General features: G+C 41.7%; 22 protein-coding genes and 1 pseudogene. 13 read left to right on the forward strand and 10 right to left on the reverse strand.

The features are described 5' to 3' along the window. Nucleotides 1-158: 158 nt before the first annotated feature. Nucleotides 159-353 (reverse strand): DUF2862 domain-containing protein, encoded by a 195-nt coding sequence (locus F6K52_RS06870; RefSeq protein WP_293075683.1) that lies wholly within the window; start codon nt 351-353, stop codon nt 159-161. Nucleotides 354-495: 142 nt separating this feature from the next. On the opposite strand from F6K52_RS06870, the gene F6K52_RS06875 reads away from it, so the two are divergent. The 5 genes from F6K52_RS06875 (at nt 496) to F6K52_RS06895 (ending at nt 5,082) form a co-directional block, all read left to right on the forward strand. Further along, nucleotides 496-645 (forward strand): hypothetical protein, encoded by a 150-nt coding sequence (locus F6K52_RS06875; RefSeq protein ID WP_293075685.1) that lies wholly within the window; start codon nt 496-498, stop codon nt 643-645. Between the two features lie 4 nt (nt 646-649). Continuing rightward, entirely contained in the window at nt 650-1,342 is a 693-nt protein-coding gene (locus tag F6K52_RS06880) for a class I SAM-dependent methyltransferase (RefSeq protein ID WP_293075687.1), read from the forward strand. A gap of 23 nt (nt 1,343-1,365) precedes the next feature. Next, on the forward strand, nt 1,366-2,415 hold the full coding sequence (locus tag F6K52_RS06885; protein ID WP_293075689.1) for an FkbM family methyltransferase: 1,050 nt from the start codon (nt 1,366-1,368) through the stop codon (nt 2,413-2,415). 21 nt (nt 2,416-2,436) lie between these two features. Continuing rightward, nucleotides 2,437-3,555, forward strand: coding sequence for a glycosyltransferase family 1 protein (locus F6K52_RS06890; RefSeq protein ID WP_293075691.1), 1,119 nt, complete (start codon nt 2,437-2,439; stop codon nt 3,553-3,555). 141 nt (nt 3,556-3,696) lie between these two features. Continuing rightward, the gene (locus tag F6K52_RS06895; protein WP_293075693.1) at nt 3,697-5,082 is read left to right on the forward strand and encodes a hypothetical protein; all 1,386 of its coding nucleotides are present in this window, start codon (nt 3,697-3,699) and stop codon (nt 5,080-5,082) included. Between the two features lie 54 nt (nt 5,083-5,136). Here F6K52_RS06895 and F6K52_RS06900 read toward each other — a convergent pair whose 3' ends face one another. After that, complete coding sequence (locus tag F6K52_RS06900) at nt 5,137-5,844, reverse strand: class I SAM-dependent methyltransferase (protein ID WP_293075696.1); 708 nt, start codon at nt 5,842-5,844, stop codon at nt 5,137-5,139. Further along, a complete protein-coding gene (locus F6K52_RS06905; protein WP_293075698.1) occupies nt 5,841-6,869 on the reverse strand; it encodes a glycosyltransferase in 1,029 nt (342 codons plus the stop codon). The genes F6K52_RS06900 and F6K52_RS06905 overlap by 4 nt, the downstream gene beginning before the upstream one ends. Before the next feature lie 169 nt (nt 6,870-7,038). Here F6K52_RS06905 and F6K52_RS06910 point away from each other — a divergent pair. Beyond that, nucleotides 7,039-7,155, forward strand: a pseudogene (locus F6K52_RS06910) (IS4 family transposase); the annotation flags it as partial. Between the two features lie 65 nt (nt 7,156-7,220). On the opposite strand, the gene F6K52_RS06915 reads toward F6K52_RS06910, so the two are convergent. The 6 genes from F6K52_RS06915 to F6K52_RS06940 form a co-directional block, all read right to left on the reverse strand. Continuing rightward, entirely contained in the window at nt 7,221-8,345 is a 1,125-nt protein-coding gene (locus F6K52_RS06915) for a class I SAM-dependent methyltransferase (RefSeq protein ID WP_293075700.1), read from the reverse strand. Nucleotides 8,346-8,386: 41 nt separating this feature from the next. Beyond that, complete coding sequence (locus F6K52_RS06920) at nt 8,387-9,883, reverse strand: methyltransferase domain-containing protein (RefSeq protein ID WP_293075702.1); 1,497 nt, start codon at nt 9,881-9,883, stop codon at nt 8,387-8,389. Between the two features lie 150 nt (nt 9,884-10,033). Then, nucleotides 10,034-13,363 (reverse strand): glycosyltransferase, encoded by a 3,330-nt coding sequence (locus tag F6K52_RS06925; protein ID WP_293075704.1) that lies wholly within the window; start codon nt 13,361-13,363, stop codon nt 10,034-10,036. A gap of 212 nt (nt 13,364-13,575) precedes the next feature. Next, the gene (locus F6K52_RS06930; RefSeq protein WP_293075706.1) at nt 13,576-14,547 is read right to left on the reverse strand and encodes a glycosyltransferase family 2 protein; all 972 of its coding nucleotides are present in this window, start codon (nt 14,545-14,547) and stop codon (nt 13,576-13,578) included. A gap of 167 nt (nt 14,548-14,714) precedes the next feature. Then, the gene (locus F6K52_RS06935; RefSeq protein ID WP_293075708.1) at nt 14,715-15,464 is read right to left on the reverse strand and encodes an ABC transporter ATP-binding protein; all 750 of its coding nucleotides are present in this window, start codon (nt 15,462-15,464) and stop codon (nt 14,715-14,717) included. After that, nucleotides 15,465-16,271, reverse strand: coding sequence for an ABC transporter permease (locus tag F6K52_RS06940; protein ID WP_293075710.1), 807 nt, complete (start codon nt 16,269-16,271; stop codon nt 15,465-15,467). Between the two features lie 280 nt (nt 16,272-16,551). Here F6K52_RS06940 and F6K52_RS06945 point away from each other — a divergent pair, with 280 nt between their 5' ends. From F6K52_RS06945 to F6K52_RS06965, 5 genes are all read left to right on the forward strand, one after another. Continuing rightward, nucleotides 16,552-18,240, forward strand: a complete 1,689-nt coding sequence (locus F6K52_RS06945) for a capsule biosynthesis protein (RefSeq protein WP_293075712.1) — start codon at nt 16,552-16,554, stop codon at nt 18,238-18,240. Nucleotides 18,241-18,258: 18 nt separating this feature from the next. Beyond that, complete coding sequence (locus F6K52_RS06950) at nt 18,259-18,651, forward strand: hypothetical protein (RefSeq protein WP_293075714.1); 393 nt, start codon at nt 18,259-18,261, stop codon at nt 18,649-18,651. 235 nt (nt 18,652-18,886) lie between these two features. After that, the gene (locus tag F6K52_RS06955; RefSeq protein ID WP_293075717.1) at nt 18,887-19,873 is read left to right on the forward strand and encodes a glycosyltransferase; all 987 of its coding nucleotides are present in this window, start codon (nt 18,887-18,889) and stop codon (nt 19,871-19,873) included. 23 nt (nt 19,874-19,896) lie between these two features. Further along, entirely contained in the window at nt 19,897-20,661 is a 765-nt protein-coding gene (locus F6K52_RS06960) for an FkbM family methyltransferase (RefSeq protein ID WP_293075719.1), read from the forward strand. Nucleotides 20,662-20,920: 259 nt separating this feature from the next. After that, a complete protein-coding gene (locus F6K52_RS06965) occupies nt 20,921-21,859 on the forward strand; it encodes a glycosyltransferase (RefSeq protein ID WP_293075722.1) in 939 nt (312 codons plus the stop codon). 20 nt (nt 21,860-21,879) lie between these two features. On the opposite strand, the gene F6K52_RS06970 is transcribed toward F6K52_RS06965, so the two are convergent. Next, nucleotides 21,880-22,203 carry a hypothetical protein gene (locus F6K52_RS06970; RefSeq protein ID WP_293075724.1) on the reverse strand — a complete coding sequence of 108 codons (324 nt, stop codon included), beginning with the start codon at nt 22,201-22,203 and terminating at the stop codon, nt 21,880-21,882. 9 nt (nt 22,204-22,212) lie between these two features. Between F6K52_RS06970 and F6K52_RS06975 the strand changes: the two genes are divergently transcribed. After that, nucleotides 22,213-23,193: an N-acetylneuraminate synthase family protein gene (locus tag F6K52_RS06975; protein ID WP_293075726.1), complete on the forward strand. Its 981-nt coding sequence runs from the start codon at nt 22,213-22,215 to the stop codon at nt 23,191-23,193. A gap of 15 nt (nt 23,194-23,208) precedes the next feature. After that, nucleotides 23,209-24,015 (forward strand): SDR family oxidoreductase, encoded by an 807-nt coding sequence (locus F6K52_RS06980; RefSeq protein WP_293075728.1) that lies wholly within the window; start codon nt 23,209-23,211, stop codon nt 24,013-24,015. Nucleotides 24,016-24,057 lie beyond the last annotated feature (42 nt).

Genomic DNA, 24,057 nt, shown 5'->3' on the forward strand with positions numbered 1-24,057 from the left:
CTTTCCAACTCCGACTGGAAGTCTGCTACAAAGGCCTCAGGATGATCCAGTTTCATCTCATTCAAAGCCTCCCACTCTGCATCGGTATAGTTGGCATCGCTCCCAATAACATCCATCGTCCAAGGGTTGTGCCTCGGTGCGATCGCTTTTACTAAAATCTAGTCTACGACTTTCAATTCATCCTCAAAGAACCAGGTAGAGCTGTTGTCCTCAAATTTCACTGTCACGCCAACTCCACTGCCATCGGTCATTTTATAATCTGTGATCGTCCCTATTTGTCCCAGTTTACTTGCGATGTTGTTGCCTACTCGGTCTCTTAGACGAAACACTTTGACTTGTTGCCCAATTTTCATTGCTCTAGATCATACGATAAACCACCCCTCAGTTTACCGGAATCTGTCGCGATCACATCAGGGAAAACTGCCATAAGTTCGACTGCTGCCCCTGGGACTGATATCAAGTCTGGTTGAATACCACAGGGAACAGGGAACAGCGATGCAGTCGCTCATGGGGGAAACCCCCAAGACCGCGCTGCATCGCTGCTCCCTGCTCTCTGCTCCCTGTTCCCTGTTCCCTGTTCCCTGTTCCCTGTTCCCTGTTCCCTTTGCTATACAAGTTTTTTATCAATATTTTTCTCAAAATTAGAACCATGTTATTTGATGAACCTTACTATATTGCGATTAATCAAGCCCGCTGGGCTGTAGCGGAAAACGTTCTCAATCAGCTTAGAATCAATCAGGGATTAAGTTTTACCAGTTGCCTTGACGTGGGCTGTGGTCCCGGTTGGTTTTCTGAAAAACTGGTGAATTGGGGAGTAAATGTAATTGGTTTAGAGGGGAGACAAGAACTTGTTGAAGAGGCTAGTAAACGGGTAACTGAAGCTAAGTTTTATCAGGTTGATGTTGAATCTACCCCACAGATGTCTCAATTTGCTGGAGCCGACTTAGTGTTTTGCTTCGGCTTGCTCTATCACACCGAAAATCCCTTCAAAGTCATTCGTAATCTTAATTTATTAACAAAAAAAGTGTTATTTATTGAAAGTATGAATGTCCCCTTAAGTGAACCAGTTACCTATCTAGTTGAAGAAGGAAAAAATGAAACCCAGGGCTTAACCTACCATGCCATGATTCCTAGCCGAAGTTGCTTGCTGAAAATGCTCCAAGTTTCAGGATTTCCATATTTATACGACTATCAGGGTTATGTAGACCATGAAGATTTCTGGGAAACGGAAACCAAGCACCAAAGACGCGGAATATTTTTAGCATCTACAGTAGAGTTACAAGTCAGTGATTTAGTTCCCTCACCCGAGATTGTCACGCCAAAGTATAATTTTGCTAAATAATAACTAGACGAGTTTACGAATTAATGGATAGTCAGGAAGAGCATTTACCTAGCCATGAGTCCATAAATGACTTGGAGAAGATGGAGATTTATCTTCAGGTATTCCACCATTTTCTGCCTCAGGCGATGGATTTTCCCAACTTGGCGGTACCCTACACCTTGTTTTTGCGATCGCTTCGAGAGAAACTCCATCCAGTAGGGGTCCGGGATATCCAAGCAGTGAATTTGCCATCAGGCTTGAGATTCCATGTTGATGTCGGAGATCGACTGGGGTGTGACTTTTACTATGGCCATTACCAAGAATACTTTGATGCCCAACTCTTTTTAGGTCTGCTCGATGCCAATTCCATAGTGCTAGATGTAGGAGCAAACTTTGGTTACTACGCCGTCTCATCAGCTACAAAATTAAGTTCCAGTGGTTGTGTTCATGCCTTTGAACCTAACCCAGATGCCTACCAGCTTTTACAACAAAATGTAGAAGTTAACCACTTACAACAGTTAGTTTCTTGCCATGACCTATGCGTCGGTGGTGAAGATGGAGAAACAGACTTTTATATTACCCAGGAATCCGCATTTAGTGGTATGGATGATACTAAACGGTCTGCCTTGCGTGAAAAGATATCAATTCCAGTGCGTAGTCTAGACTCCATACTTCCAGAGTTGGGATTATCCCAAATAGATGCCATCAAGATTGATGTAGAAGGATACGAATTTGCCGTATTAAATGGTGCCATAGAAACCATTCAGCGCTCACCAAATCTAGTGATAATGATGGAAGTGAGTGCCAAGAATCTAAATGAGCACCGACGGGAAGCATTGATGTCCTGTCTGGTGAATCTTTACAATCAAAACCTCCGGGGCTGGATTGTCGATTCTAACCCAAGAGTACTAAAATCTATACCAACTCCAGAAGCAGCACTAACCTTAGGGAGTGCAACAAGCGCTAATTTATTCCTAATGGTTTCTGGCTCAGAGCGTGAACATCAATTGAGTAAAGTATATCATAATTTAGAGACAAAGGAAGATAGTGATAAACTCAAAGAACCTGATATTTTTTCTATAAAAAGTATTTAATATAGGGGGGTTGGGTAATCGGTGGATATTCTCTACGACCATCAAATGTTTGCCATCCAGAAATTTGGTGGTATATCCCGAATTTTTATTGAGTTAATGCGAGAGTTATCGCCCAACTCTGACTGCTCAATTCATTGGCATCGTGGCATCAAGAGCGATGGGTACGATATTTCAGAGTATCGCGATCAACTCACCGGATATGGGGTGATACCAAAATTGCCCTTTCCAACAGGTAAGGCTATTAATGACACTATCAATCAACTCTCCTTTCAATGGTTTGTCCGTAGATTCGGTAAACAGTATGATATCTATCATCCTACCTACTATGATGCTGACTTAGTGGAGATTGTTAAACCAAAGAAACTTGTGATAACGATCCATGATATGATTCCGGAGAAATTTTTATCAGGACAAGCTAAGTTTCAGCCATTAATTAAAAATAAGCAGCAGCTAGTTAAACAAGCCGATTTAATTTTTGTAGCTTCCGAAAATAGCCGAAATGATTTAGTAGACTTATTGGGAGTTAATCCAGAAAAAACTAAAGTAACCTATTGGGCAAGTCGAATTCAAGACGCTAACGAATGTGAATTACCAAAGGATTGCCGTAGTCAGCCTTACTTTCTTTATGTTGGCACTCGTTCAAAATATAAAAATTTTGAAATAGTCCTGAAAGCGTTTGCTGCTAGTGCTAAATTACGGGATAATTTCAAATTAGTCTGTTTTGGGGGTTCCTGTGATTTTTTGGAATCAGAATTAAGGATTATGGAAGAGCATAATATGCGGCAAAATTTCATCTATCTTAGGGGTGATGATGCCCTACTCAAAACCCTATACCGTAATGCCCAAGCCCTAATTTACACCAGCCGCTATGAGGGATTTGGTTTACCGCCCCTAGAGGCAATGGAATGCCAATGTCCAGTTATCTGCTGCTTAACCTCTTCCTTGCCTGAGGTAGTAGGAGATGCAGCTAGTTTATTTGAGCCAGATTCTGTGGATGGACTAGTTAACGCTATGGAACTAGTTGTAGAAGACTCAGAAAACCGAGCATCTATGATTGAAAAAGGACGGGAACGTGCTAAGCTTTTTACCTGGCAAAAGACCGCTCAATTGACTTTGGATGGTTATCATTCAATTAGCTGATGAATCCCGGAGATAAGCTTTAAAAATTGCCTCTTATAGGTAATTGTTTATGACAAAATAAAACATTTTTGGTGATAACCTTTTAACATCTTCATATTAATACCGTTTTAAGGGTGTTTTTATCAATGGTTATTGAGGGTGATGAAAAATAAATTAATCAATTACCATATTTCTAATATTTGCTTGTTACTACTATCTCTGTTCTGTGTAGCATTACACTCATCTTTTGGTCGGCCAATTTGGATTGATGAGTTTTTACATTTTGCTTTCGGTAGCTATGATACAACCGCTGAAGCTTGGAAGGCTATCAGTCAGTCTATTCTAACGATTAATCATGGACAAACAGGCATTTATATGCTTATTGACCACTGGTTGATGCAGCTCTTTGGTGCTAACATCTTTTGGCTAAGATTTCCCAGTATTTTCTCTGGCTTGGTCTTGTTTTTAGCAGCAATTTATCTTTTCCGTCTTTGGGGAATGCCCTTTTTATGGCAAGTGATTGGTATTTTTGCTCTTTTTGCTCAAACTAAGCTAATGTATTTTGTGGGTGAAGCCCGCCCTTATATGCCGTTAGTAACTGCTACGGTTTGTACCTTAGCCTATTACAGTACCCCTTTGCCCCAAAGAAGCCGTCCGATTTTGACATTTTTTGGATTATTTTCTATTTTAATGGGGGTACTATTCCATCCTTACTTTTCTGTTTATTGGTTGGCAATTATTGTATTTACATACTTGCAAAAATTGATTCAAACGGGCGAAAAAATTTCAATTAACTCTGTTATTAAACATACTAACATTCCTCTTTCTGTCCTCGGCACAATAGTTTATTTTACTTTAGGCTTATTAACTTGGTTACGAGAGCGTCCAGAGTTTACATTTGATCCTTTTTATTCGATAAAAAAGGATGAGTTACTCATCGATTTTATCGAATTGAGTCATTTTGAATTCTTACAAAAATTTTTAGACCCCTTGCTTATTATCATTTTAGTGATTTTATCAATTATTATAGTTTACCCAAAACTTAGGAAAGTTTATCTTAAAGAGCTAATCAGTCCTGTTTTTCTAATAATTATAGCCTTGGGAATATCAATATTTTTATCTTATGTCTCTTTTCGGAGTAACTATTGGATTCTAAAACGACAATGGGTGGCTTCAATCTCACTTGTTCCTTTGGCTTTTGTTTGGCTTGCGTATAGAATCTCACGACTTTTTTATAAAATTAATATAATTCTAGCTTTTTCATGGATAATTCTTTGTTTTACTCCTATAGTGATTCAATTTCATGAAGTAGCTATTGATAATTCTCAAGCTCTTAGAGAAAGGTTGGCTCAAATTTCGGTAATCTCAAAAGAAGAGCAAGATTATTTTGAGTATTTAGAGTCTATTCAATATTTTAAACCCTCTAAACAACAAAGTCAAAATGTTGATGATTCTAACAAGTATTGGGTATCTTTAGCTAATAAAAACTTTAAACAAGGTGGGAGAGTGTGGAAAGGTTTTAGAGGTTATTATGGCCATACCAAATGAATTAGTGATAGGGGTAATTTTATTTATAGTCAAAATTAACCTTTATCAATTTTATCAGGATATTTTTTTAGCTATTAGCAGAATTGATTTCCCTAATCTATATCTTAAGATAGAATCTAAATTTATAGAAAGAGGAACCATTAATCTATCCCATACTTGTATTTGTTTTAAAGTTGGTTGACTTTGCTTAAGTATCAGTTTATTAGCTAGACTAGCTAGTAAACCCACACTATCTAAATAGAGACATTTAACAATCTTGAGATTATCTGGTATTATTGCTTTAAGACTGGATTGACTATAGCGACGATAGTGACCAATAGCTGCATCGAAGGGAGTAAACAATCTTTGATGAGCCGGACCTAAAATCACTAAATTTCCATTAGCATTTAGATGTTGAGACACTTTGATGACTTCTTGATTATCATTGTGGATATGTTCTAAAACATCAAGGTATAAAATTGAATCAAAGAATTGCTCGTGAGTCAAACTATCAATAGTTCCATTGCGGGCATAACAGTTGATGATACCATTTAAATCAATCGATTGTTCTAGAGCATGGAAAAGCTGATTGTCTGGCTCTAGGCACAACCACTGACTATATTGGGAGCGACAGAGTAAACTGGTGTTGCTTCCTATCCCTGCACCAACTTCTAAGACATCACCTTGGATATATTTGCTTAATAAGACTCTTATATAGTTTTTCCAATTCTTCGCTTGAGCAAATAGCTCTAACTCTGTCCCGACATAGGTAAACTGCCTCATGGTTTTACAGGAAAGAAATCATCAACGTAATATTTATAATCACGAACTGGAATCAAGTTGGACTGATTGCGCGTTGAGAGGATGATTAGACTGAAAACAGTGCCGATTAAGACAAGTTGCAACATAGATAGAACTAATAAACCCGACACGTAGGTCGCCCAGCCTGGTATCCCCCAATCGGTAAAGACTCTAATCAGCAAAACTAAGCCTAAGAGCAACAATAAAATAATTAACAAAACTACAATACTTAATAAGATTCTCGTCCCGACAATATCTCCATACACTGCAATAGAACTCAATCCATGTGTCACTAGGGACACTAAGTTCATCTTGGGCTGTCCAGCTAGTCGCTTCGCCCGGGGCACATCTACTTCAAGATAGGGAATTCGAGAGCGATAAATGCCTGATGAGTAATGATTCCAAATTTCAGAAATTACTACGACGTTCTTCAATAAATAAGCAGGTAATAAACTAAAATTACCGACGCTAATTTCTTGCCCTATAAGCAAGAGATAAAGTTTTTTGTAAATGAAATAGAAAAACTTAAATGTGTAGCTTTCAGACCGCTTACTGCGCTTAGCAAAAATTATTTTATTGTTACCTGTCTTGTCCGAGACATTTAGGAGGTGCTCTATGGCAAAGGGATTATCTTCCCCATCACCGTCCATCACCACAACCCAGTCGCAGTCTGAGTGGCTATATACATAGGACAAACCAACCGCTATCGCTCTCTGGTGACCAAGGTTGCGGCGAAGTCGAAGGATGTTAACTGCTCGAATCTGGCGATGTTCTTGATGAGTCAGTGAATGTGGGATGGGTATAGTTGAATAGTCATCAACAATGACAACTTCTAAATTGGTGCCTTGAGGAATAATAATCTCATCAATAAGCAGCAGTAGCTTTTCCAGAGCTTCCCAGTCATTAAATGAAGGAATGACAATCACTAGATTTTTCCTATCAGTCAAGTCAGTAATTATAGACTGATTTAGAGACTGTTGTGGGGGTGAGAGCTTTGAGAGTCCCATTTATTTCCTCTCAGACTATGAAAAACTAATACGTTAGAGTACATGTTTTCCTCCAAAAAGTCTACCCCTCACTTCAGTACAGAATAAAAAGGTTGAAAATAAGAGCAGGATGGGGTTTCATCCGAATTTAGGAGAGTGATATCAAATCCCATGAACCAATAAGGGCGAATTGAAGAAAGCTCTCCAACCCCATTTGGGATAGCACGGAGCGAGAGTCTCGTTTCTAGCCAAGTTCAATCTGCCATTGGTGAAAGTAAACATAGTGAACCTGAGTGAACTCGGATTGTAATCTGACTCAGGTCAGATTACAATCGACTGCAACAATTTTTTCGACGTTAATTGTTTCAAATTTTATTGGTTATCTGTTGGGAGACCAACCAACCCTTTAAATTTAAACCAATGCGATCGCAATTTCCAAAACTTACTTGTCTTCATAGCCGCTACTTCCAGTTTGGTGTGGTGTAATTCGTATTGAGTTTGTTGCAGTTCTGTACTTTTACTCTCTTGAAGTTTTTGGGATTGCACTAGCTCTACTTGGGTATTTTGTAATTGCTCTTGAGTTTGTTGTAATTGGTCTTGAGTTTGTTGAAGTTTAGTTTGACCTACCTCTATTTTAGCGTTGGCGTTTTGCAATTGGTCTTGAGTTTGTTGTAATTGGTCTTGAGTTTGTTGTAATTGGTCTTTAGTTTCGTGTAATTGCTCTTGATTTTGTTGTAATTGGTCTTGAGTTTGTTTAAGCTTAGTTTGAGATTGTTCTAATTCTATGCTTCCGCTCTCTTGAAGCTGTTGTGATTGAACTAGCACTGTCCGCAACTCATGAAGTTCTTGTAACTCCTCACATAGTTCTTGAGCAGTTTTCACTCGACCACAGGCAAGGGTCGTTGAGTACTCGTGGTCTGTAAGACGAAATTTTGCAATATCATGCCATACATAGTCGGATCCAGGCCAAGTCTCAACAACATCATGAAAAGCCATCCATCCCCCAACTTTCATCAGAGGTAATAATAACCCAAAATCCGTAAGCACATCTACGTATTCATGAGAACCATCAATAAACACAAAGTCAATCGTCTTATCTCCAGTTAATTCACCCCAACGCTTCAGAATTTCTAAAGAATATCCCTGAAAAGATTTGATATGGGGAGTCAGTTGGTATTTATCAATATTTTCTTTCCAGACCTGAAAGGCAGTCTTTTCTGGTATGTCGTGACATTTCCCTATCCATGGATCAATACAGTAGATCTTTCGATTAGTCCCCACACAGGCAAAGGCCATAGCTGCCGTAGATCTTCCTTTATAAGAGCCAACTTCAACAATAAGAGCATCCTCAGGAAGGGACTTAACTTTATTGAATAAAAACTCTTCTTGACCAGGAACTAGGAAACCATCAATGGTTTCAACAGCGTCTTTAACCGTCTCATAACGGTTGAATGGTTCCTTAGCAGTAACAACTTGATCGAGCACCCTATCAAGCATCGCTAAACTCCTATTTTAGCTGAGGTTAATGATTGAAAACTTTATTCGTTATCTGTCGGTAAACCGACAAACCCTTTAAATTTGAACCAGAGCGATCGCATTTTCCAAAACTTACTGGTCTTCATCGCCGCAATTTCTACATTAATTACCTTCAACTTAGCTTCAGCTTCGTTCAGTTGGTTCTGAATCTGCTGTAATTGATTTTGCTGAAAATCCTGAATTTTTTCCTGTGACTGTGCCAATTGTGACTGAGTATGCTGGAGGTGTGAATGTATTTGGGTTAATTGTGACTGAGTATGTTGTAGGTCTGAGTGTACTTGGGTTAATTGTGACTGAGTATGTTGAATTTCTGAATAAGCGTTTACTAACTGTGACTGAGTATCCTGAACTTCTGAGTTTGATTGATTTAATTGTGACTGAGTATGTTGAAGGTCTGAGTGAGCTTGGGTTAATTGTGACTGAGTATGTTGAAGGTCTGAGTGGGCTTCGGTTAATTGTGATTTAGTCTGCTGGAGGTCTGTGACAGTTGCATTAACCTGAGATTGCAAGGAAGCTATCTCTTGATCCTGTTGCTCAATAATTTTCAGAAGCTCAGCACGCCTAGTCTCGCTAGTTTGATACTCAATTTGGGTGTTTTTATACTGAAATTGGAGTTGATTAAACTCAGATGATTTGTCCAGTAATGCCTGAACCATTCGCCCAGATGGACTCTTGAGAAGATAGTAACTAATTTGCTCATCAGTATAGCGCACCAAAGGCTGCCGACTAGCTACGAAAAACATATCATAGTCAAACAACTCTTGTTCAAATTGCAGAAACTCAAAACCGAGGTTCTTAAAGAATTGCGACACCCCTCGCCTACTCAAAAGATGGATATGCTCAATAGATTTCATTTGGTGTAAAAAATGATCGTTTTGAGCAACCATCTCTGAATAGGTTTTACCCTCTTCATAATTTGGCATCTGGACAATGAAAATACCATCTTCCTTGAGAAGAGATGCCCCATGGCTCATGGTAGCCACTGGATCAGGTAGATGCTCGAGGACATCGTAGAGTACGATGGCATCAAACAATTCGGATCCTAGTTGCTGATCCTCGATAGGTCCTGACAAAATGGGGATATTGAATGTCTGTTGGGCAAATTCCACCACCCAAGGGCTAAGCTCTAGACCCATAGCATCAAAACCTGCCCAACCCATCATGGCCACAAAGCCACCATGAGCACAACCTAACTCAAGCACTTTGGCTGGTGGTAGTTTATAAGCCATCAGTGTACGTAACCAGTGGAGGCATCGCTCTGGTAAATCTTGACGGGCTCGTTGACGAATATCAGGAAAACCATAATGCTCGGTTTGATAAGACAACCAGTATTCTTTACCGTAGAAGTCATGGTTATCATCCTGTACACGGAGCTGCTCAGACCTCAAACCAGTTTTTGACACTAGAGTGCCACATTTAGAGCACGCCAAGTAGTCAGGGGAAAATTCACTTAGCTCAGTATTTCCACACCAACAGATATCTCTAAAGGTTTGTGTCATCTTGTTGTTACACCCAGGTGTTGATAAATTAGCTCGAACTTACGTCTGATTACAAGTCCAGATTGAAAACCCTTTTTTTAATTCAGTCCCCATAGAGGGAATAAAAATAAAGGGTCTTAAGAATTAAGACTTGGAAAACTGGGCCGTTATCTACAACAGGTTAATGTTTTGTAGTACCGTCAAACCTATCAACGCTAATCCCCCACTACCCATGACAATTCTGACCCTGCGGAGAACCTGAGGCTTCATATAGCCCAGATAGCCCACCATACCTAACATTAGTGCAATGGACAACAAACTACCCCCAAGACTAAAGAATAGATTTCCTTGGATAGGAGAAACGAATGAAATTAGTTGCAGTAGAGTCCTGTCAGCATACATGGCGGTAGATAGCAGTAGTAAGTTGATCCCTAAAATTAGACTAACTACTGGAACTAACAGGGGTTTTAGTCGAAACCAGCCTGACCGCAATTTCCAGAATTGATTGGACTGCATTGCAGCTAGAGTTGACCCTGCTTCTTGAAGTTCCCGCTGTTTTTGCTGAAGTTGAGCCTCTGCGTACCTCAATTGCTGTTCGAGATCCGTTGACTGAAGCTGAGTTGGCTGAACTTGAATTATGGAGGGACTTGGGGGTAACTTTTCTTGGATTTGAGCCTGTAACTTCCTGAATTCTCCCCAAAGGGGGGAACCTATACCAGTAGTCTCATTTTTGATTGTATTAGCAGTTTCGACCAGAACCTCTGCCACGGTATCGGCCATGTTTGACCAGGAAAATTTATTCGCGTGTTCAAACCCATCAGCAATCAACTGCTTACGAACCTCTGGGTTTTGAACTTTGTACAGCGCATCAATCAGCTCGTAAACATTAGATTGATCCACATACAATGCTGCTTCCCCAGCCGCTTCAGGAAGAGAAGAGTGACGACAGGTAATGACAGGGCAACCACAAACCATTGCTTCGGTAACTGGTAATCCGAAGCCTTCGTACAGAGAGGGGACAACCAGAGCGATCGCACCAGAATACGCTACTTTCAAGTCTTCATCACTCAGGGGCAGAACCTGGGTTGTTATCCCTGCTGCCAGGGCAGCTAGCTCAGGTTCTAACTCAGGTGTACCACCGACACAAATCACCCCAAACTCTTCCTTATCCACCAGCTTAGATAATGCTCTGAACAGAAAGATAGCGTTTTTATAGCCATTAACACCAGTTCTTTCTCCTACTAATAGTAAGTAGGGCTTGGTGACATTAAATTTAGTCTTAAACTCATTGATATCATCATCGCTTGCCGGGGAAAAAACTTTTTTGATTCCACAGTGAGCGACTGTTACCTTTGACTGGGAAATATGGGGGAAAAACTTAATCAGGTCTCGAGCCGTACTTTCGGATATCGTAATATAACGGGAGGCGTGTAAGATACCGTAATGTTTTTCTTTCCAACCTGCTTCGTTAAGATTGGCTCCGATCACTTCTGGAATCATGTCATAAGCCATAAATACAGAAGGAGTAGATAGGGGTGCGGTATAGTAGCTGGAAATGAATAGATCAGTCCCTTTTTCATCACAGATTTCCTGCAACAAGTCAGCATCTGCTCCGGTTTTGTTGTAATCGTAAGCTCGAATGGGGCGATAGCGAATTCCAGGAATCCTCGGAGCCGTTCCAGCCCGGTCTAAAACAATCACATGGTTCCCAAAGCCATTAGTTGCCCATACCTCTAGCAAAGACTTCCAAACTTGGGAAATCCCAGAGTTAGGAAAAAATTGGAAAAATACCCCATCAACCACAATTTGGGGGAATGGTCTTTCAATCTTCATAGTTTCTTGCTTAAATTCCTCCAGTTGCAAAAACTGCCATGTTTCGCCGTCAGGCTGCTTCTGAGCAATCGGCACTATACCACAGATATCCGCCGGTTCAACCAGGGTTTCATCCTTAACCCAAGATAAATGTTGACGCAGAAAAACCGGAAATTTAGACTGCTGCTGTAGTCCCTGCCACTCGGCCAGAGCATTCTGGTAGCCGTAGTAGCTCTCCTTAAACTGCAATTGTTGTGGTGTTACATAAGCAAAATGTTGAAAGACCAGTCCCTGTGCTTCGGTTTCTCGATGTAGGAATGGATTAATAGTTGCTATATCTTGCTCATGATTGTTTGACTGGTTTGACTGATTAGTTGGCGACGGTTGGACTAGCCTTGGAGGTTCGTGGGCTGCCCAGACAGCTCCCGGTTTAAACCTCCAGAGGCGCAACCATTCCTGTTTGGGGTTTTGTGTATAGCAATTGCGACTGGTGATAATTAAATTTTCTCCCACGAAATACGAACACCAGAAGAAAGCAGCGGTTTTGTCAGGTTGGTCGATGAACATCTGTTGAGCTTTACAGATTTGCTCAGTTGTCCACAGCTCATCCACATCTACCTGCCACAAAAGACACTCTTGTTGGATATTCTCAAGGGGAGCATTCACCATTTCTCGCTTGCCCTCCCAGAAAACCCCATCAGGTTTGCGATAGACGGTGATCTGGTCAGGGTAACGTTCCATCAGTTGGTCGAGATACTCTGTGGTGCCATCAATACTACGACCGTTGTTATGAATTTCATCACTGACATGCCCACCCGTCGCTAAACTCCAGGCAGTATCATGCTTCAATTTCGCTACACCTTCAATAATGTGCCAATGCCATGGGAATGGCAGTTTACTGAAGACGTCAATATGATAGCGAATGAAGGGTTCACCATTGAGAACAATGGTAAAAAAATGGATGGGAAGAGGGGTTGAGGCTTGACCTGACTTCCCAACAGAGTGGTGACTACCTGTTTTAGCAAAAATGGAGTAACCATTGCGCACAGACGCATTTTGATCAATCAGTTTATAGTTTTTATCTCTTAATAACCGATGGTGATTAGTATAATTTTTGTAGGTACAAATATCATCAAGTAGGATGTATTTTGCTCCGTAAACCTGATCTAATTCCACCTCACCCGTAAACTCGGAGCCGTCGATTAAGACTAGATCAAAATCCTCGATTTGGTTTTCTTGCTTAATGGTTTCAATCCCATCTCCAGAGGTTCCCATTTCCCTTACATAATCGATATCTTGACGAAGCCAACCTAAGACTTGTTCAAGAGGGTAATTATTTAGAGGGCTGCGATGGGCATGATAAAATTCCCTAACCTGATCTTCCTTAGGAAACTGCTCTAGAGAAATTGATGAAATATTGTAGCACTTAACAAAAGAATCCTCCTGATAGCGTTCCCTTAACGCAGTAAAACGAGGTTTTGAAACCTCCATACAGAATAACGCTGGATTAGAAGGGTTTTCCCTGAGCCCCTTGACAAAGGCTTCGGTGCTTCCCGCACCGGATGAAGACCCAATTTCTAGAACCGTCTTGATATCTTCTTCCCGAGCTATTCTTTGAATCGATCTATAAAAATCGTCGTCTTTAATCTCAGGAGGAATTACATAATCTAGTTCGGATTCTCTTGGCATATCAAACAAATCCTCACACACACCTTAACAAAAGTTGGCAATAATCAATTTAGCAAGAGTTAACTTATAACTTGTTATATAAAATGGAATAGGTGACAGGGAATAATAAATAAATAGGGAACAGAGAATAATAATTATCACAATTCATTATAAGTACCCTATAGTTTTTATCACCTGTTAGTCTCAGGCATTAGTCTAAGGTGTTATCCTCATCAGACTTGTTCCAAATTTGTCAAGTTTAGTTTGATATTAGCACTTTGTCCATTCTGATTTATACCGGTTTCCTTCTCTACAATTTTCGCAATTTCAGCAATTTTTGCCCGGGCTTGCTCTAATTCGAGCTTAAGGGCATTGTATTCCGTTTCAACGGCCTGATATTTGTTTTCAAGGGCTGTATAGTTTATATTGAGTGCATTTTTACCACTTTCAGAATTTTGAAGCCATTCTCTCAGGTTAATGACGAATTCCTGATATTTGAGGATTCTTCTGTTCAACCAGTACGGATCTTGATACATTGGGCATTGGTTCTGAATACTATAGGATTCAGGTAAGGATAGTCTTAACTGACTAGAAATGCCTCCTGCATAATAGGATGTCATTTTCCGAGGATAGTAACACAATTTCACAGTTTCATTCTGGATTAGCCTCAGAAACCATTCATAATCCGATGATATTCTGTAGCGTTCATTGAAAAGCCCTATCTTAGAGAAAAATAAGTTAGCTCTGGAGAAGCTGGCTTGGTGAGGCAAACATCCACAGATCAGTTCATCAGCTACCTCTTCAGGCATGGGAGGCTTGACTAAAATGGTAGACCCAGATTGCTCTCTAACCTCTAGGTCTCCATACACAAAATCACAGGAGGGATTTGCTAACAGGAAGTTAACGGTATTTTCGATAACTTTATCATCAAAATAATAGTCATCTGAGTTAATAAAACCAATAAACTCACCAGAGGAGTACCTAATTCCCTTATTCATGGCTTCGTAGATACCGCCATCAGGTTCGCTAATAAATCGGCTAATCTTATCGCTATATTTATGAGCAATCTCCTTAGTTTTGTCTTGGGAGTTGCCATCAATAATAATGTACTCTATATCCTCATAGGTCTGAGAGACGACACTCTTGATCGCTCGCTCTATAAACCGCTCAGCATTTTTACATACAGTGATAATTGAAATCCTCACACTTCCTCCTCGGAATTATCACTATTAAAGTGATCATACTGGTTTAAGTATAGGTTGAACTATAGGTTGAACTATAGGGTTTAACTATATTCCAACTGCTCAGATTAACATCTTTCATTTACCTTGAGCTTTTAACTTTTGTTTAAAATTTTTAACTTTTTTTAAGGTTAAATCACTTCCTTGACACTATCTAAGTAGGAATCAACTACCTCATTGCTCTCTCCCGCTAACTTGATTCTGCCTTTGTCTAACCAAATCACTCGCTTGCAGTAATGGCGCACAAAGGATAAATCATGGGAGACCACTAAAACAGTGGCATGAGCTTCCCAAAATCTTTCCATGCGTCGCTGGCACTTAATTCTAAAACTTTGATCCCCTACGGATAACACTTCATCCAAAATTAAGATATCTGGCTGTACATCAGTGGCAATGGCAAAGCCTAGCCGCGCTGACATCCCTGAGGATAATCCCTTGACTGGCATCAACTTGTAGTCTTCTAGCTCAGCAAACTCCAAAATCGATGGGGTTCTCTGTTTCATCTCTTGTTTAGAGAAACCTAGCATTACGCCATAGAGTTTGATGTTATCCACTACGGATAGTTCGGGATCGAATCCAGCTCCTAGCTCAATCATCGGAGCGATTTCACCTCTGATCCATACCTGACCCCCGGTCGGCTGTAAGATTCCACAGATAACTTTAAGCAGGGTTGATTTTCCTGAACCATTGGGTCCAATGATACCGATTTTTTCCCCAGCTTTTACTGCTAGATGAATGTCATCAAGGACTAAATTCTTGGATGGTTTGCGGTATTTTCCCTCCACAAACGATAGTATGGTTTTCTTGAGGTCATAGGAAAACTCTTCTTGGGTTCTTCGCCACAATGAAACCCGATCGAGTCTAATAACTTCTTGTGTCATCTACAACAAATCCATGAAGTGCGGCTGCCAAATTCGAAAGCAAGTCCAGCCTAAGGCGATAATTACTATGGCACTTAGGCATGCGTGTCCAATCAACCCTACATCTGGCAAAGCTCCTGACAAAGAAATCTGTCGTATGCTTTCGATAATCGGCAATAAGGGATTTAAAAACAAAAATGGTCTAACCGACTCTGGAACAATTGCTGCTGGATAAAATACTGGAGAGCTAATCCAGATCACAAAGCATACTAGTTCGTAGAAATAAGGTAAATCCCTAAAGAACACATAGAGAACACTGACGAGAAAACCGATGCCGATACTAACCAAAATTAAAGCGATTAACGGAAGACTCAACGCTAGCAAATTGACTACACTTTTTGAAGTAAGCAACGTGACAATAGCTAGGAGAGGAAAACTGCCAACAGATAACTGAAACACGTTAGCAGCAATGGTTGAAACTGGAAAGACACTGATTGGTAAGCGAACTTTATTCAACAGGGCACCATTACCAACTATACTGACTAATGCTTGGTTGGTTGAAGCGGAGAAAAAGTTAGTGACAAGCAACCCAGTAAAAGCTGCCAGAATATAGTTAATGGTTGAGTTGTCATAATAGGAGGCAAAGGTAGCACCAAAAATTGCTGTATATAGTCCTGTCATAATCAAAGGATTTAACAAAGACCAATATACTCCCAGAAGCGATCCTCGATAACGTCCCTTCAGATTTCGCTCTGTTAATATAGACAGCAACTCCCAATAGCGCTGGAATTGCGACCGTGCGGTGTTAGCCTTGAGGGATAAGGTCATAATTTATACACCGAAGATATAGAACCGAATCGAATATATACAACCGAATATATAGGGATTCAAGTTAGCCTCCCCACTGGTTCGTAAATGCGCATTTTTAGAACCATAACATATACTGCGAAGAAATTCGCCCTGTCGTGTTCCAACCCCGCACTCTTGGTTAGGGCGCGATCGCACAACCGTCCTGTTTCGGTCTGTATATTATTATCATAGTTTAGGGAAATTTGTCGAGTAGGAAGTTGCTATAATCCCTTCAAAAGTAAGTATCTGACTTGATTATATGCCTGTGAGTAGTGCTGACGAACTAGAGCCAAGTCCCTTGCTTTCTTGGCAACTAGGCCAAAGTAACTTGTTAGATTGGCGAGCTATTATCGATACTAACCCCTCCCTCTGGAGAGAAGCCAAGGGACGGTCTCACTTCGGACCAATGGTGCTAATGGCAACTACCGTAGGGGGGTCAGCGCCACTGTCACTACCAGAAAGCCTACTAGCAGTAGCCCTTACTCTCAGAGGAGCAGAGGTTCATACTCTGCTGTGTGACCATTCTCTGCCTGCCTGCCTTAATCTTCAAAAACTGGATACACCTCAAGAAAGGATTGAAAACTATGATCTAGAAAGGATCAAGTGCCAAAAGTGTTTCGCAACCGGTCGTTATCTTTATCAACCGTTGCATTTGACTAACCATGTATTCAGTGAACTGCTCAGCGGGCTCGACAGGCTAGAGGCAAAACAGATCGCAGCCCACGTGCCCCTATCAGAGATTGAAAACTATTGCTTGGGCAACTGGAATATCGGTGAACACGCCTATGCTGGGGCGTTGCGCTATTTTACTAGTGGGAATCTAGATAATGAACCCAACAGTGAAATCGTGGTGCGTCGGTATTTTGAAGGGGCTTTGCTGACTGCGTATGCTATCAGTAAGCTACTGTCTAAGTATAATTTTAAGGCTGCTTGCTTCAATCATGGCATCTACTTACCTCATGGCATCATTGGTGAGGTGTGTCGCTCACGCCAAGTGCGGGTGGTTAACTGGACTATTGCCTACCGCAAGCGTTGTTTTATTTTTAGCCACGGAGACACTTATCATCACACTATGCTCAGTGAGCCTCTCCATGCCTGGGAAACCATGCCTTGGACTCAGGCAATGACAGATGACATCCTACAGTATTTGAAAAGTCGATGGCAGGGCACTCGGGATTGGATTTGGTTTCATGAAAAACCTGATGAAGAATTTAGCCGAAATGCTGAGGAGATGGGGCTTGACCTGAACAAGCCGGTGATTGGGATGCTCACTAATGTAATGTGGGATGCCCAGTTGCACTATCGGGCTAATGCTTTTCCCAATATGCTGAGGTGGGTACTCCAAACTATTGAGTATTTTGCTAAACGTCCTGACTTACAACTGCTGATTCGGATTCATCCAGCAGAGATTCGGGGAACGTTGCCTTCTCGCCAACCCTTGTTGCCAGAAATCAAGAAGGTCTGGCCTCAATTGCCTAAGAATGTTTTCATCATTCCTCCAGAAAGTCCTGTGAGTACCTACGCAGCTATGGAGCAGTGCGATTCGGTAATTATTTATGGGACAAAAACTGGAGTAGAGTTGACCAGTGTAGGGATTCCGGTGATCGTTGGTGGTGAAGCTTGGATCCGAGATAAGGGCATCACTATGGATCCTTCAACAGCACAGGAGTATTTCCAGTGCTTGGATCAGCTACCCCTTGGTGAACGGTTGGATGACAATGCCCTTAAACGGGCGAGAATGTACGCTTACCATTTCTTTTTCAGACGGATGATTCCCCTACAGTTTACGGAACCGCTATCGGAAAATCCTTACATTAAGCTCAATATTACTAGCCTAGAGCAATTACTTCCTGGTGCAGATCCGGGTTTGGATATTATCTGTGATGGAATCTTGTCTGGTTCTCCTTTTATCTATCCAGCGGAACGATTGGGAATTGATCGGGTCTAGATTCCTGGAACGGGCATCTTGCTGAAATGGAGATGTTGGTGGAACGGGCATCAGCCGTGGAATGGGGATGTTGGTGGAACGGGCATCTTGCCCGTTACAATTCCCGGCATCTGTGGAACGGGCATCAGCCGTGGAATGGGGATGTCGGTGGAACGGGCATCTTGCCCGTTACAATTCCCGGCATCTGTGGAACGGGCATCAGCCGTGGAATGGGGATGTCGGTGGAACGGGCATCAGCCGTGGAATGGGGATGTTGGTGGAACGGGCATCTTGCCCGTTACAATTCCCGGCATCTGTGGAACGGGCATCTTGCCCGTTATCAATATTTTCGGGCGGACTCTCCCAACTGGTGAAGAGGTGGAAAATCAGGGCAAGTCCTTGGGTGGTGCGTTACGGGGTTACTGGCTATGAAGTTGAATATGATGGCAAGGCGCGCCCCTAACGCACCCTAAAGCACCACTAGCACCACTAGCACCACTAGCACTAAAAATTTTTAGAGTTATATATCTATAATGACTTGCTATTATAACATAAATAATGGGATAGTTTGATATCATTATCCCCGAGGGTGCCACTATAACGGCCAAATCAAGTTAAGCTAAATGGCTTGGTGATGGCTCTATACAGGTGTGTTCAGGAGTGTATTATGAACTATATCAGAATTCTGGCTAAACCTTTTCGTCAAGTCAAAAATTTTTATCACAGCTCATTGACTCAGTATCCTACTCAACTAGCTAATCCAGGACTAGCTAATCCAGGACTAGCTAATCCTGGAGAATTGAGTAATTTTAAGATATTACAGTCTTTAGCTAAACCGGTAATTAGCTCTGATAAAAGGTGCATGGTCTCGGTGGTGATTGGGAGTTATAACCGTAGACCTTTACTGGAAAAAGCGATTCAAAGTGTTCGAGATAATCAGATTCGTGTCCCCTATGAAATCATTGTGATTGACGGGGGGTCAACGGATGGATCTTTAGAATGGCTAATTCAGCAGAAAGATATTATTACTATCATCCAACATAACCGAGGGGAATTCCAAGGAAAGCCACTCAAGCGTCGCAGTTGGGGGTATTTTATGAATCTTGGCTTTAAATCCGCTAAAGGAAAATACATTTTGATGATCAGTGATGATTGTCTGCTATTACCGAATGCGGTTAATTTAGGGCTGGATAAGTTTGAAGAGGTGGACAAAGCTGGCGTAAAAATAGGGGGAGTAGCTTTCTATTTTAGGAATTGGCCAGAGGATAAAGAGTACTATGTACAACATACCCTTGGTGGCAAGCTGTTTGTGAATCATGGTATGTACTTAAAAGAAGCCCTAGCAGCAGTTGACTGGGCCGATGAAGAGCGATATGTCTTTTATAAAGCTGATGGTGACCTCTGTTTAAAGATGTGGCAGCTTAATTATGAGATTGTAGATTGTCCAGGGGCTTATGTTGAACATTATTATGATCGAAATGAAGCGGTTCGCCAGACTAACAATGCTGTTTTAGACCATGATCGAGAGGCTTACTTGAAGCGATGGGAAGGAATTTATTATCATCGATATAAGCGGGATCTCCGGAGACGAGTAACTAGGTTATATGAGGACAAAACTAGAACAGCAGACCAGTTTATGGACTTAGTTTATTAACTTGTCTAGGAGTAATTAAGTAAATGGCTTCGGTGAAACAGAAAGTTAGTCGGTTGGTAAATAGTCTGTTAGCGTCGATGAATTTAAAGTTGCTAAGGCTTTCAGACTACAAACAAATTGTGGAAGCGAGTCCAGACCCAGGCCGGGAGCTATGGCGATGGGTTCGTGAAAATTATTCGATTAAGACGGTGATTGATATTGGCTCAAATAATGGTGATTTCGCGGAATTTTTAGCTTGTTACTTCAATGCTAAACAGACCTATGTATTTGAACCATTGCCATCTTATATATCAGATTTAGAAGGAAAAGCGGCTAAAATTCCTAATCTAAAAATTTTTAATGTGGCTTTGTCGGATTATGAAGGAGAAGAGTTATTTTATGAGAATTCTTACGGGCCAGCTTCTTCGATGTTACGCATAAGCGAACTATGTAAGAATGAATTCCCACAGACATCAGGAGAAAGTGAAATAAAAGTAAAGGTTTGCTCCCTGGATGACCTATTACAGTCAGAATTAGAGTCTGATAAATTTGAGCAAGATATTTTTATAAAAATTGATGTCCAAGGGGTTGAAGATAAGGTAATAAAGGGAGGTAAAAAGCTATTTTGCCTAGGGCGATGTGTTCTGGTAGAAATGTCATTTGTCCCCCTGTATAAGGAACAACCATTATTTGAAGAGGTACATGACTGTTTGGTAGAGTTAGGTTACCGATTTGCGGGAATTAAAAATCAGATTAATTCTATCAAGTCTGGACAGCCATTATTCTGCCATTGTTTGTATGTCCGTTAAGGTTATGCAAACTATCAGTTATCAGTTATCAGCTATTAGCTTATGTGCTACAGATGGTGCTACTTGAGATGCTTTTTAATAAAACAGGTAAGCATTGGTTTAATCTGAGTTAAGTCACAGGCTGGAAGCCTGTGCCACAAAAGTGACCGCCGACCGCTGACCACTGACCGCTGAACGCGCACGCGTGCGCGTAGCGCATATGCTGAATGCTGAATGCTTACGTTAATTTTTAAGAGTGAAGGTGAGGAGTGAAGGAACCATGAAACTTTCTGTTGTTGTTGGTACCTATAATCGATTGAGTCTTCTGAAGCAATGTATTACTAGTATTCTTGAACAAACATCAACCCCTACAAAAATTTATGTAACTGATGCGGGGTCTGATGATGGCACTATTGAGTATTTAAATGCGATCGCATCCTCCAATCCACAGGTGATTCCGATTTTGGTGGGCGAAAAGCTTGGTCAAGCTAAAGCCTATAATGATGTGTTCAGACTTATAGATACTCCCTATGTGTGTTGGGTAAGTGATGATAATGTAATCGTGAACCATGGTCTGGATACGGCGGTAAAAATACTTGAGGAAAAGCGGAAGATCGGGATGGTAGCCCTGAAAGTAAGGGATAAACAAGGACCCTTCGTGAGTGCTCCCTACATTGGTGGGGTCTCAGTAATTGGTGTATTAAATGTTAACCAAGGTGTGCTGAGAACTTCGGTATTAAAACAGGTGGGTGGATTCTGTGAAGTATTTCGAGATTATGGGATTGATCCGGATTTGACCACGAAAGTTTTATATTCAGGGCATGATATCGTTTATACTAAAAAAATTGCTATTCATCATTACCGCAATTGGAGTTCGGATCCTAATTCTCCAGAATATGCCCAAATGATGGAGAGGCAAAAGCAGTATAAAGCCCTTTATGCGGAAAGGTACTCAAAGTATGCGAAAGGGGGTTGGTTCTGGGAACTGAAAAAGTATCTTTGGGCATTGTTTCGTAAAGGGATCGGGTTTGATCAACACTACAATTCCGACCAACCGATCTTCTGGAATCTCATCCCTCGGGATTGGCACAATATCATGACCAGTCGGTATATTAGTATCACCGATCCGATGACTACCCAAGGTAAAAGTTATCACTTAATTCAACATTGTCCAGGATATCTACGACCGAGATCATTTCAAGTGGAGCCGTTATCGTAAAAGCTATCAGTTATCAGCGGTCAGCTATCAGTTATAGGGCTACGGGCAAGGCAAAAGGCAAAAGGCAAGAGGCAAAAGGCAAGAGGCAAAAGCTTTTGCTGCTGACGGCTGACGGCTGACGGCTGACCGCTGACGGCTGACGGCTGACGGCTAAATGCTGAGAAAAAGATAAATACGTATTGAAATCTCAGGTAATTAATGGTAAACCATTGGTCAGTGGTGAAAAACCGATAGGAATTTATTGGTTGTAGGAGTGTAAAATGTCCCGAAGACTGACTATTAATGGTTTTGAAATTAATGACGATAGCGATTGCTTTGTAATTGCTGAAATTGGGAATAACCATCAAGGTAGCTTGGAAAAGTGTAAAGAAATGTTCCGGATTGCTAAGGAATGCGGAGCGAATGCTGTAAAACTACAAAAACGAGACAATCGTGCCCTTTACACGAAAGCTGCTTTTGACAGACCTTATGACCATGAAAATAGTTTTGGTTTGACCTATGGTGAGCATCGGGAGTTTCTAGAATTTGGTGCTTACGAATATCAGGAACTGAAAAAGTATGCTGAAGAAGTAGGGATTACGTTTTTCTCTACTGCTTTTGATATTCCGAGTGCGGACTTTTTGGGTGAGTTGGATATGCCAGCCTATAAGATCGCTTCTGGAGACCTTAAGAGCTTGCCCCTAATTAAACATGTTGCCCAATTCCAGAAGCCGATGATCATTAGCACTGGTGCAGCTACGTTAGAGGATGTGCAACGGGTTTACGATGCGATTATGCCGATTAACCCCCAGCTGTGTATCCTCCAATGTACGGCAAGCTATCCAGCGGACTTTGAAGAACTTAACCTGAAGGTGATCGAGACCTATCGGGAACTGTTCGATGATATTGTGATTGGTCTATCTAGCCATGACAACGGTATCGCGATGGCAGTGGCGGCTTATGTTCTTGGGGCTCGTGTGATTGAGAAACACTTTACCCTGAACCGGGCGATGAAAGGAACAGACCATGCTTTCTCGTTAGAACCGACAGGGTTGCGCAAGATGGTCAGAGACCTCAGACGCACTCGCCAAGCTTTTGGGGATGGGGTGAAAAAGATACACCTGAATGAACGTCCTGCTTACTTGAAGATGGGTAAAAAACTGGTGGCTGCGGATAATTTACCTGTAGGACATGTTTTAAGGGCAGAGGATATCGCGATGAAATCCCCAGGGGATGGTTTGCCCCCCTATGAATTGGACAATGTGATTGGTAAAGTCTTAACCAAACCCCTAAGGGTGGATGAGTCAATTACCTTGGCTGGGTTGGTGGAAAATGTTGAACAGGTTGCTGTGTAGGGTATTGTTGGCTTCGTGAATTATTTTGACCTCTCTGGCAAAATTGCTATTGTTACTGGAGTCTTAGGTAAACTTGGACCCGTTTGGAGTCGGGCATTATTGGATGCTGGCGCAACGGTTGTGGGGATAGACCTACCATTGGCTCAGGTGCCAAGCTCCTTTGAGACACTTCAAGGGCATTATCCCAAGACTCGTTTGTTTTTGGAGCGGGGTGATATATGCGATCGCACTGCCATGACCGCAATTCGCGATCGCATCCTGAGCGACATTGGCATTCCTGCCGTGATTGTCAACAATGCTGGGATTGACCAACCTCCTGGCCCAGTGAAAACCTACAGCTTGGAAGATATTCCCCTAGAGATTTGCCGCAAGGTGTTTGAGGTGAATGTCTTGGGCGCATTCCAGGTGACCCAAGTCTTCGGTAGCCCAATGGTGGAAGCTAGACGAGGTTCAATCATTAATATCGGTTCGTTGTATGGGAGCGTATCTCCCGATGCCCGGTTTTATGAGCATCTGGAGTGCGACCCTCCTTTTCTTAAACCCCCTGCCTATGGGGCATCGAAGGCAGCACTGGTGAATTTAACCCGGTACTTTGCTACCCACTGGGGACCCTTTGGTGTCCGGGTTAATGCCCTTTCTCCGGGGGGAGTATTGGGTGGACAGGATGAGGAATTTAAACGGAAATTTTGCGATCGCGTTCCTCTAGGACGGATGGCGGAGTTTGAGGATTTACTTGGCCCATTAGTGTTTCTGGCATCCGATGCCTCTGCCTATGTCACAGGTACCGAACTCCGAGTCGATGGCGGTTTTACCGTTTGGTAGACTAAACTGGTGCATCTTACAGTCTTAATGCAGTCGCTGAGG

This window comes from Moorena sp. SIO3H5, from assembly GCF_010692395.1.
Classification (GTDB): domain Bacteria; phylum Cyanobacteriota; class Cyanobacteriia; order Cyanobacteriales; family Coleofasciculaceae; genus Moorena.

What these genes read in the sequence shown, in the direction of transcription:
- F6K52_RS06945 (WP_293075712.1), top strand. Translation starts at nt 16,552, where the DNA reads ATGCCTGTGAGTAGTGCTGACGAACTAGAGCCAAGTCCCTTGCTTTCT.
- F6K52_RS06875 (WP_293075685.1), top strand. Translation starts at nt 496, where the DNA reads ATGCAGTCGCTCATGGGGGAAACCCCCAAGACCGCGCTGCATCGCTGC.
- F6K52_RS06895 (WP_293075693.1), top strand. Translation starts at nt 3,697, where the DNA reads ATGAAAAATAAATTAATCAATTACCATATTTCTAATATTTGCTTGTTA.
- F6K52_RS06935 (WP_293075708.1), bottom strand. Translation starts at nt 15,464, where the DNA reads ATGACACAAGAAGTTATTAGACTCGATCGGGTTTCATTGTGGCGAAGA.
- F6K52_RS06960 (WP_293075719.1), top strand. Translation starts at nt 19,897, where the DNA reads ATGGCTTCGGTGAAACAGAAAGTTAGTCGGTTGGTAAATAGTCTGTTA.
- F6K52_RS06970 (WP_293075724.1), bottom strand. Translation starts at nt 22,203, where the DNA reads ATGGTTATTCCCAATTTCAGCAATTACAAAGCAATCGCTATCGTCATT.
- F6K52_RS06905 (WP_293075698.1), bottom strand. Translation starts at nt 6,869, where the DNA reads ATGGGACTCTCAAAGCTCTCACCCCCACAACAGTCTCTAAATCAGTCT.
- F6K52_RS06955 (WP_293075717.1), top strand. Translation starts at nt 18,887, where the DNA reads ATGAACTATATCAGAATTCTGGCTAAACCTTTTCGTCAAGTCAAAAAT.
- F6K52_RS06965 (WP_293075722.1), top strand. Translation starts at nt 20,921, where the DNA reads ATGAAACTTTCTGTTGTTGTTGGTACCTATAATCGATTGAGTCTTCTG.
- F6K52_RS06920 (WP_293075702.1), bottom strand. Translation starts at nt 9,883, where the DNA reads ATGACACAAACCTTTAGAGATATCTGTTGGTGTGGAAATACTGAGCTA.
- F6K52_RS06940 (WP_293075710.1), bottom strand. Translation starts at nt 16,271, where the DNA reads ATGACCTTATCCCTCAAGGCTAACACCGCACGGTCGCAATTCCAGCGC.
- F6K52_RS06900 (WP_293075696.1), bottom strand. Translation starts at nt 5,844, where the DNA reads ATGAGGCAGTTTACCTATGTCGGGACAGAGTTAGAGCTATTTGCTCAA.
- F6K52_RS06870 (WP_293075683.1), bottom strand. Translation starts at nt 353, where the DNA reads ATGAAAATTGGGCAACAAGTCAAAGTGTTTCGTCTAAGAGACCGAGTA.
- F6K52_RS06915 (WP_293075700.1), bottom strand. Translation starts at nt 8,345, where the DNA reads ATGCTTGATAGGGTGCTCGATCAAGTTGTTACTGCTAAGGAACCATTC.
- F6K52_RS06925 (WP_293075704.1), bottom strand. Translation starts at nt 13,363, where the DNA reads ATGCCAAGAGAATCCGAACTAGATTATGTAATTCCTCCTGAGATTAAA.
- F6K52_RS06880 (WP_293075687.1), top strand. Translation starts at nt 650, where the DNA reads ATGTTATTTGATGAACCTTACTATATTGCGATTAATCAAGCCCGCTGG.
- F6K52_RS06885 (WP_293075689.1), top strand. Translation starts at nt 1,366, where the DNA reads ATGGATAGTCAGGAAGAGCATTTACCTAGCCATGAGTCCATAAATGAC.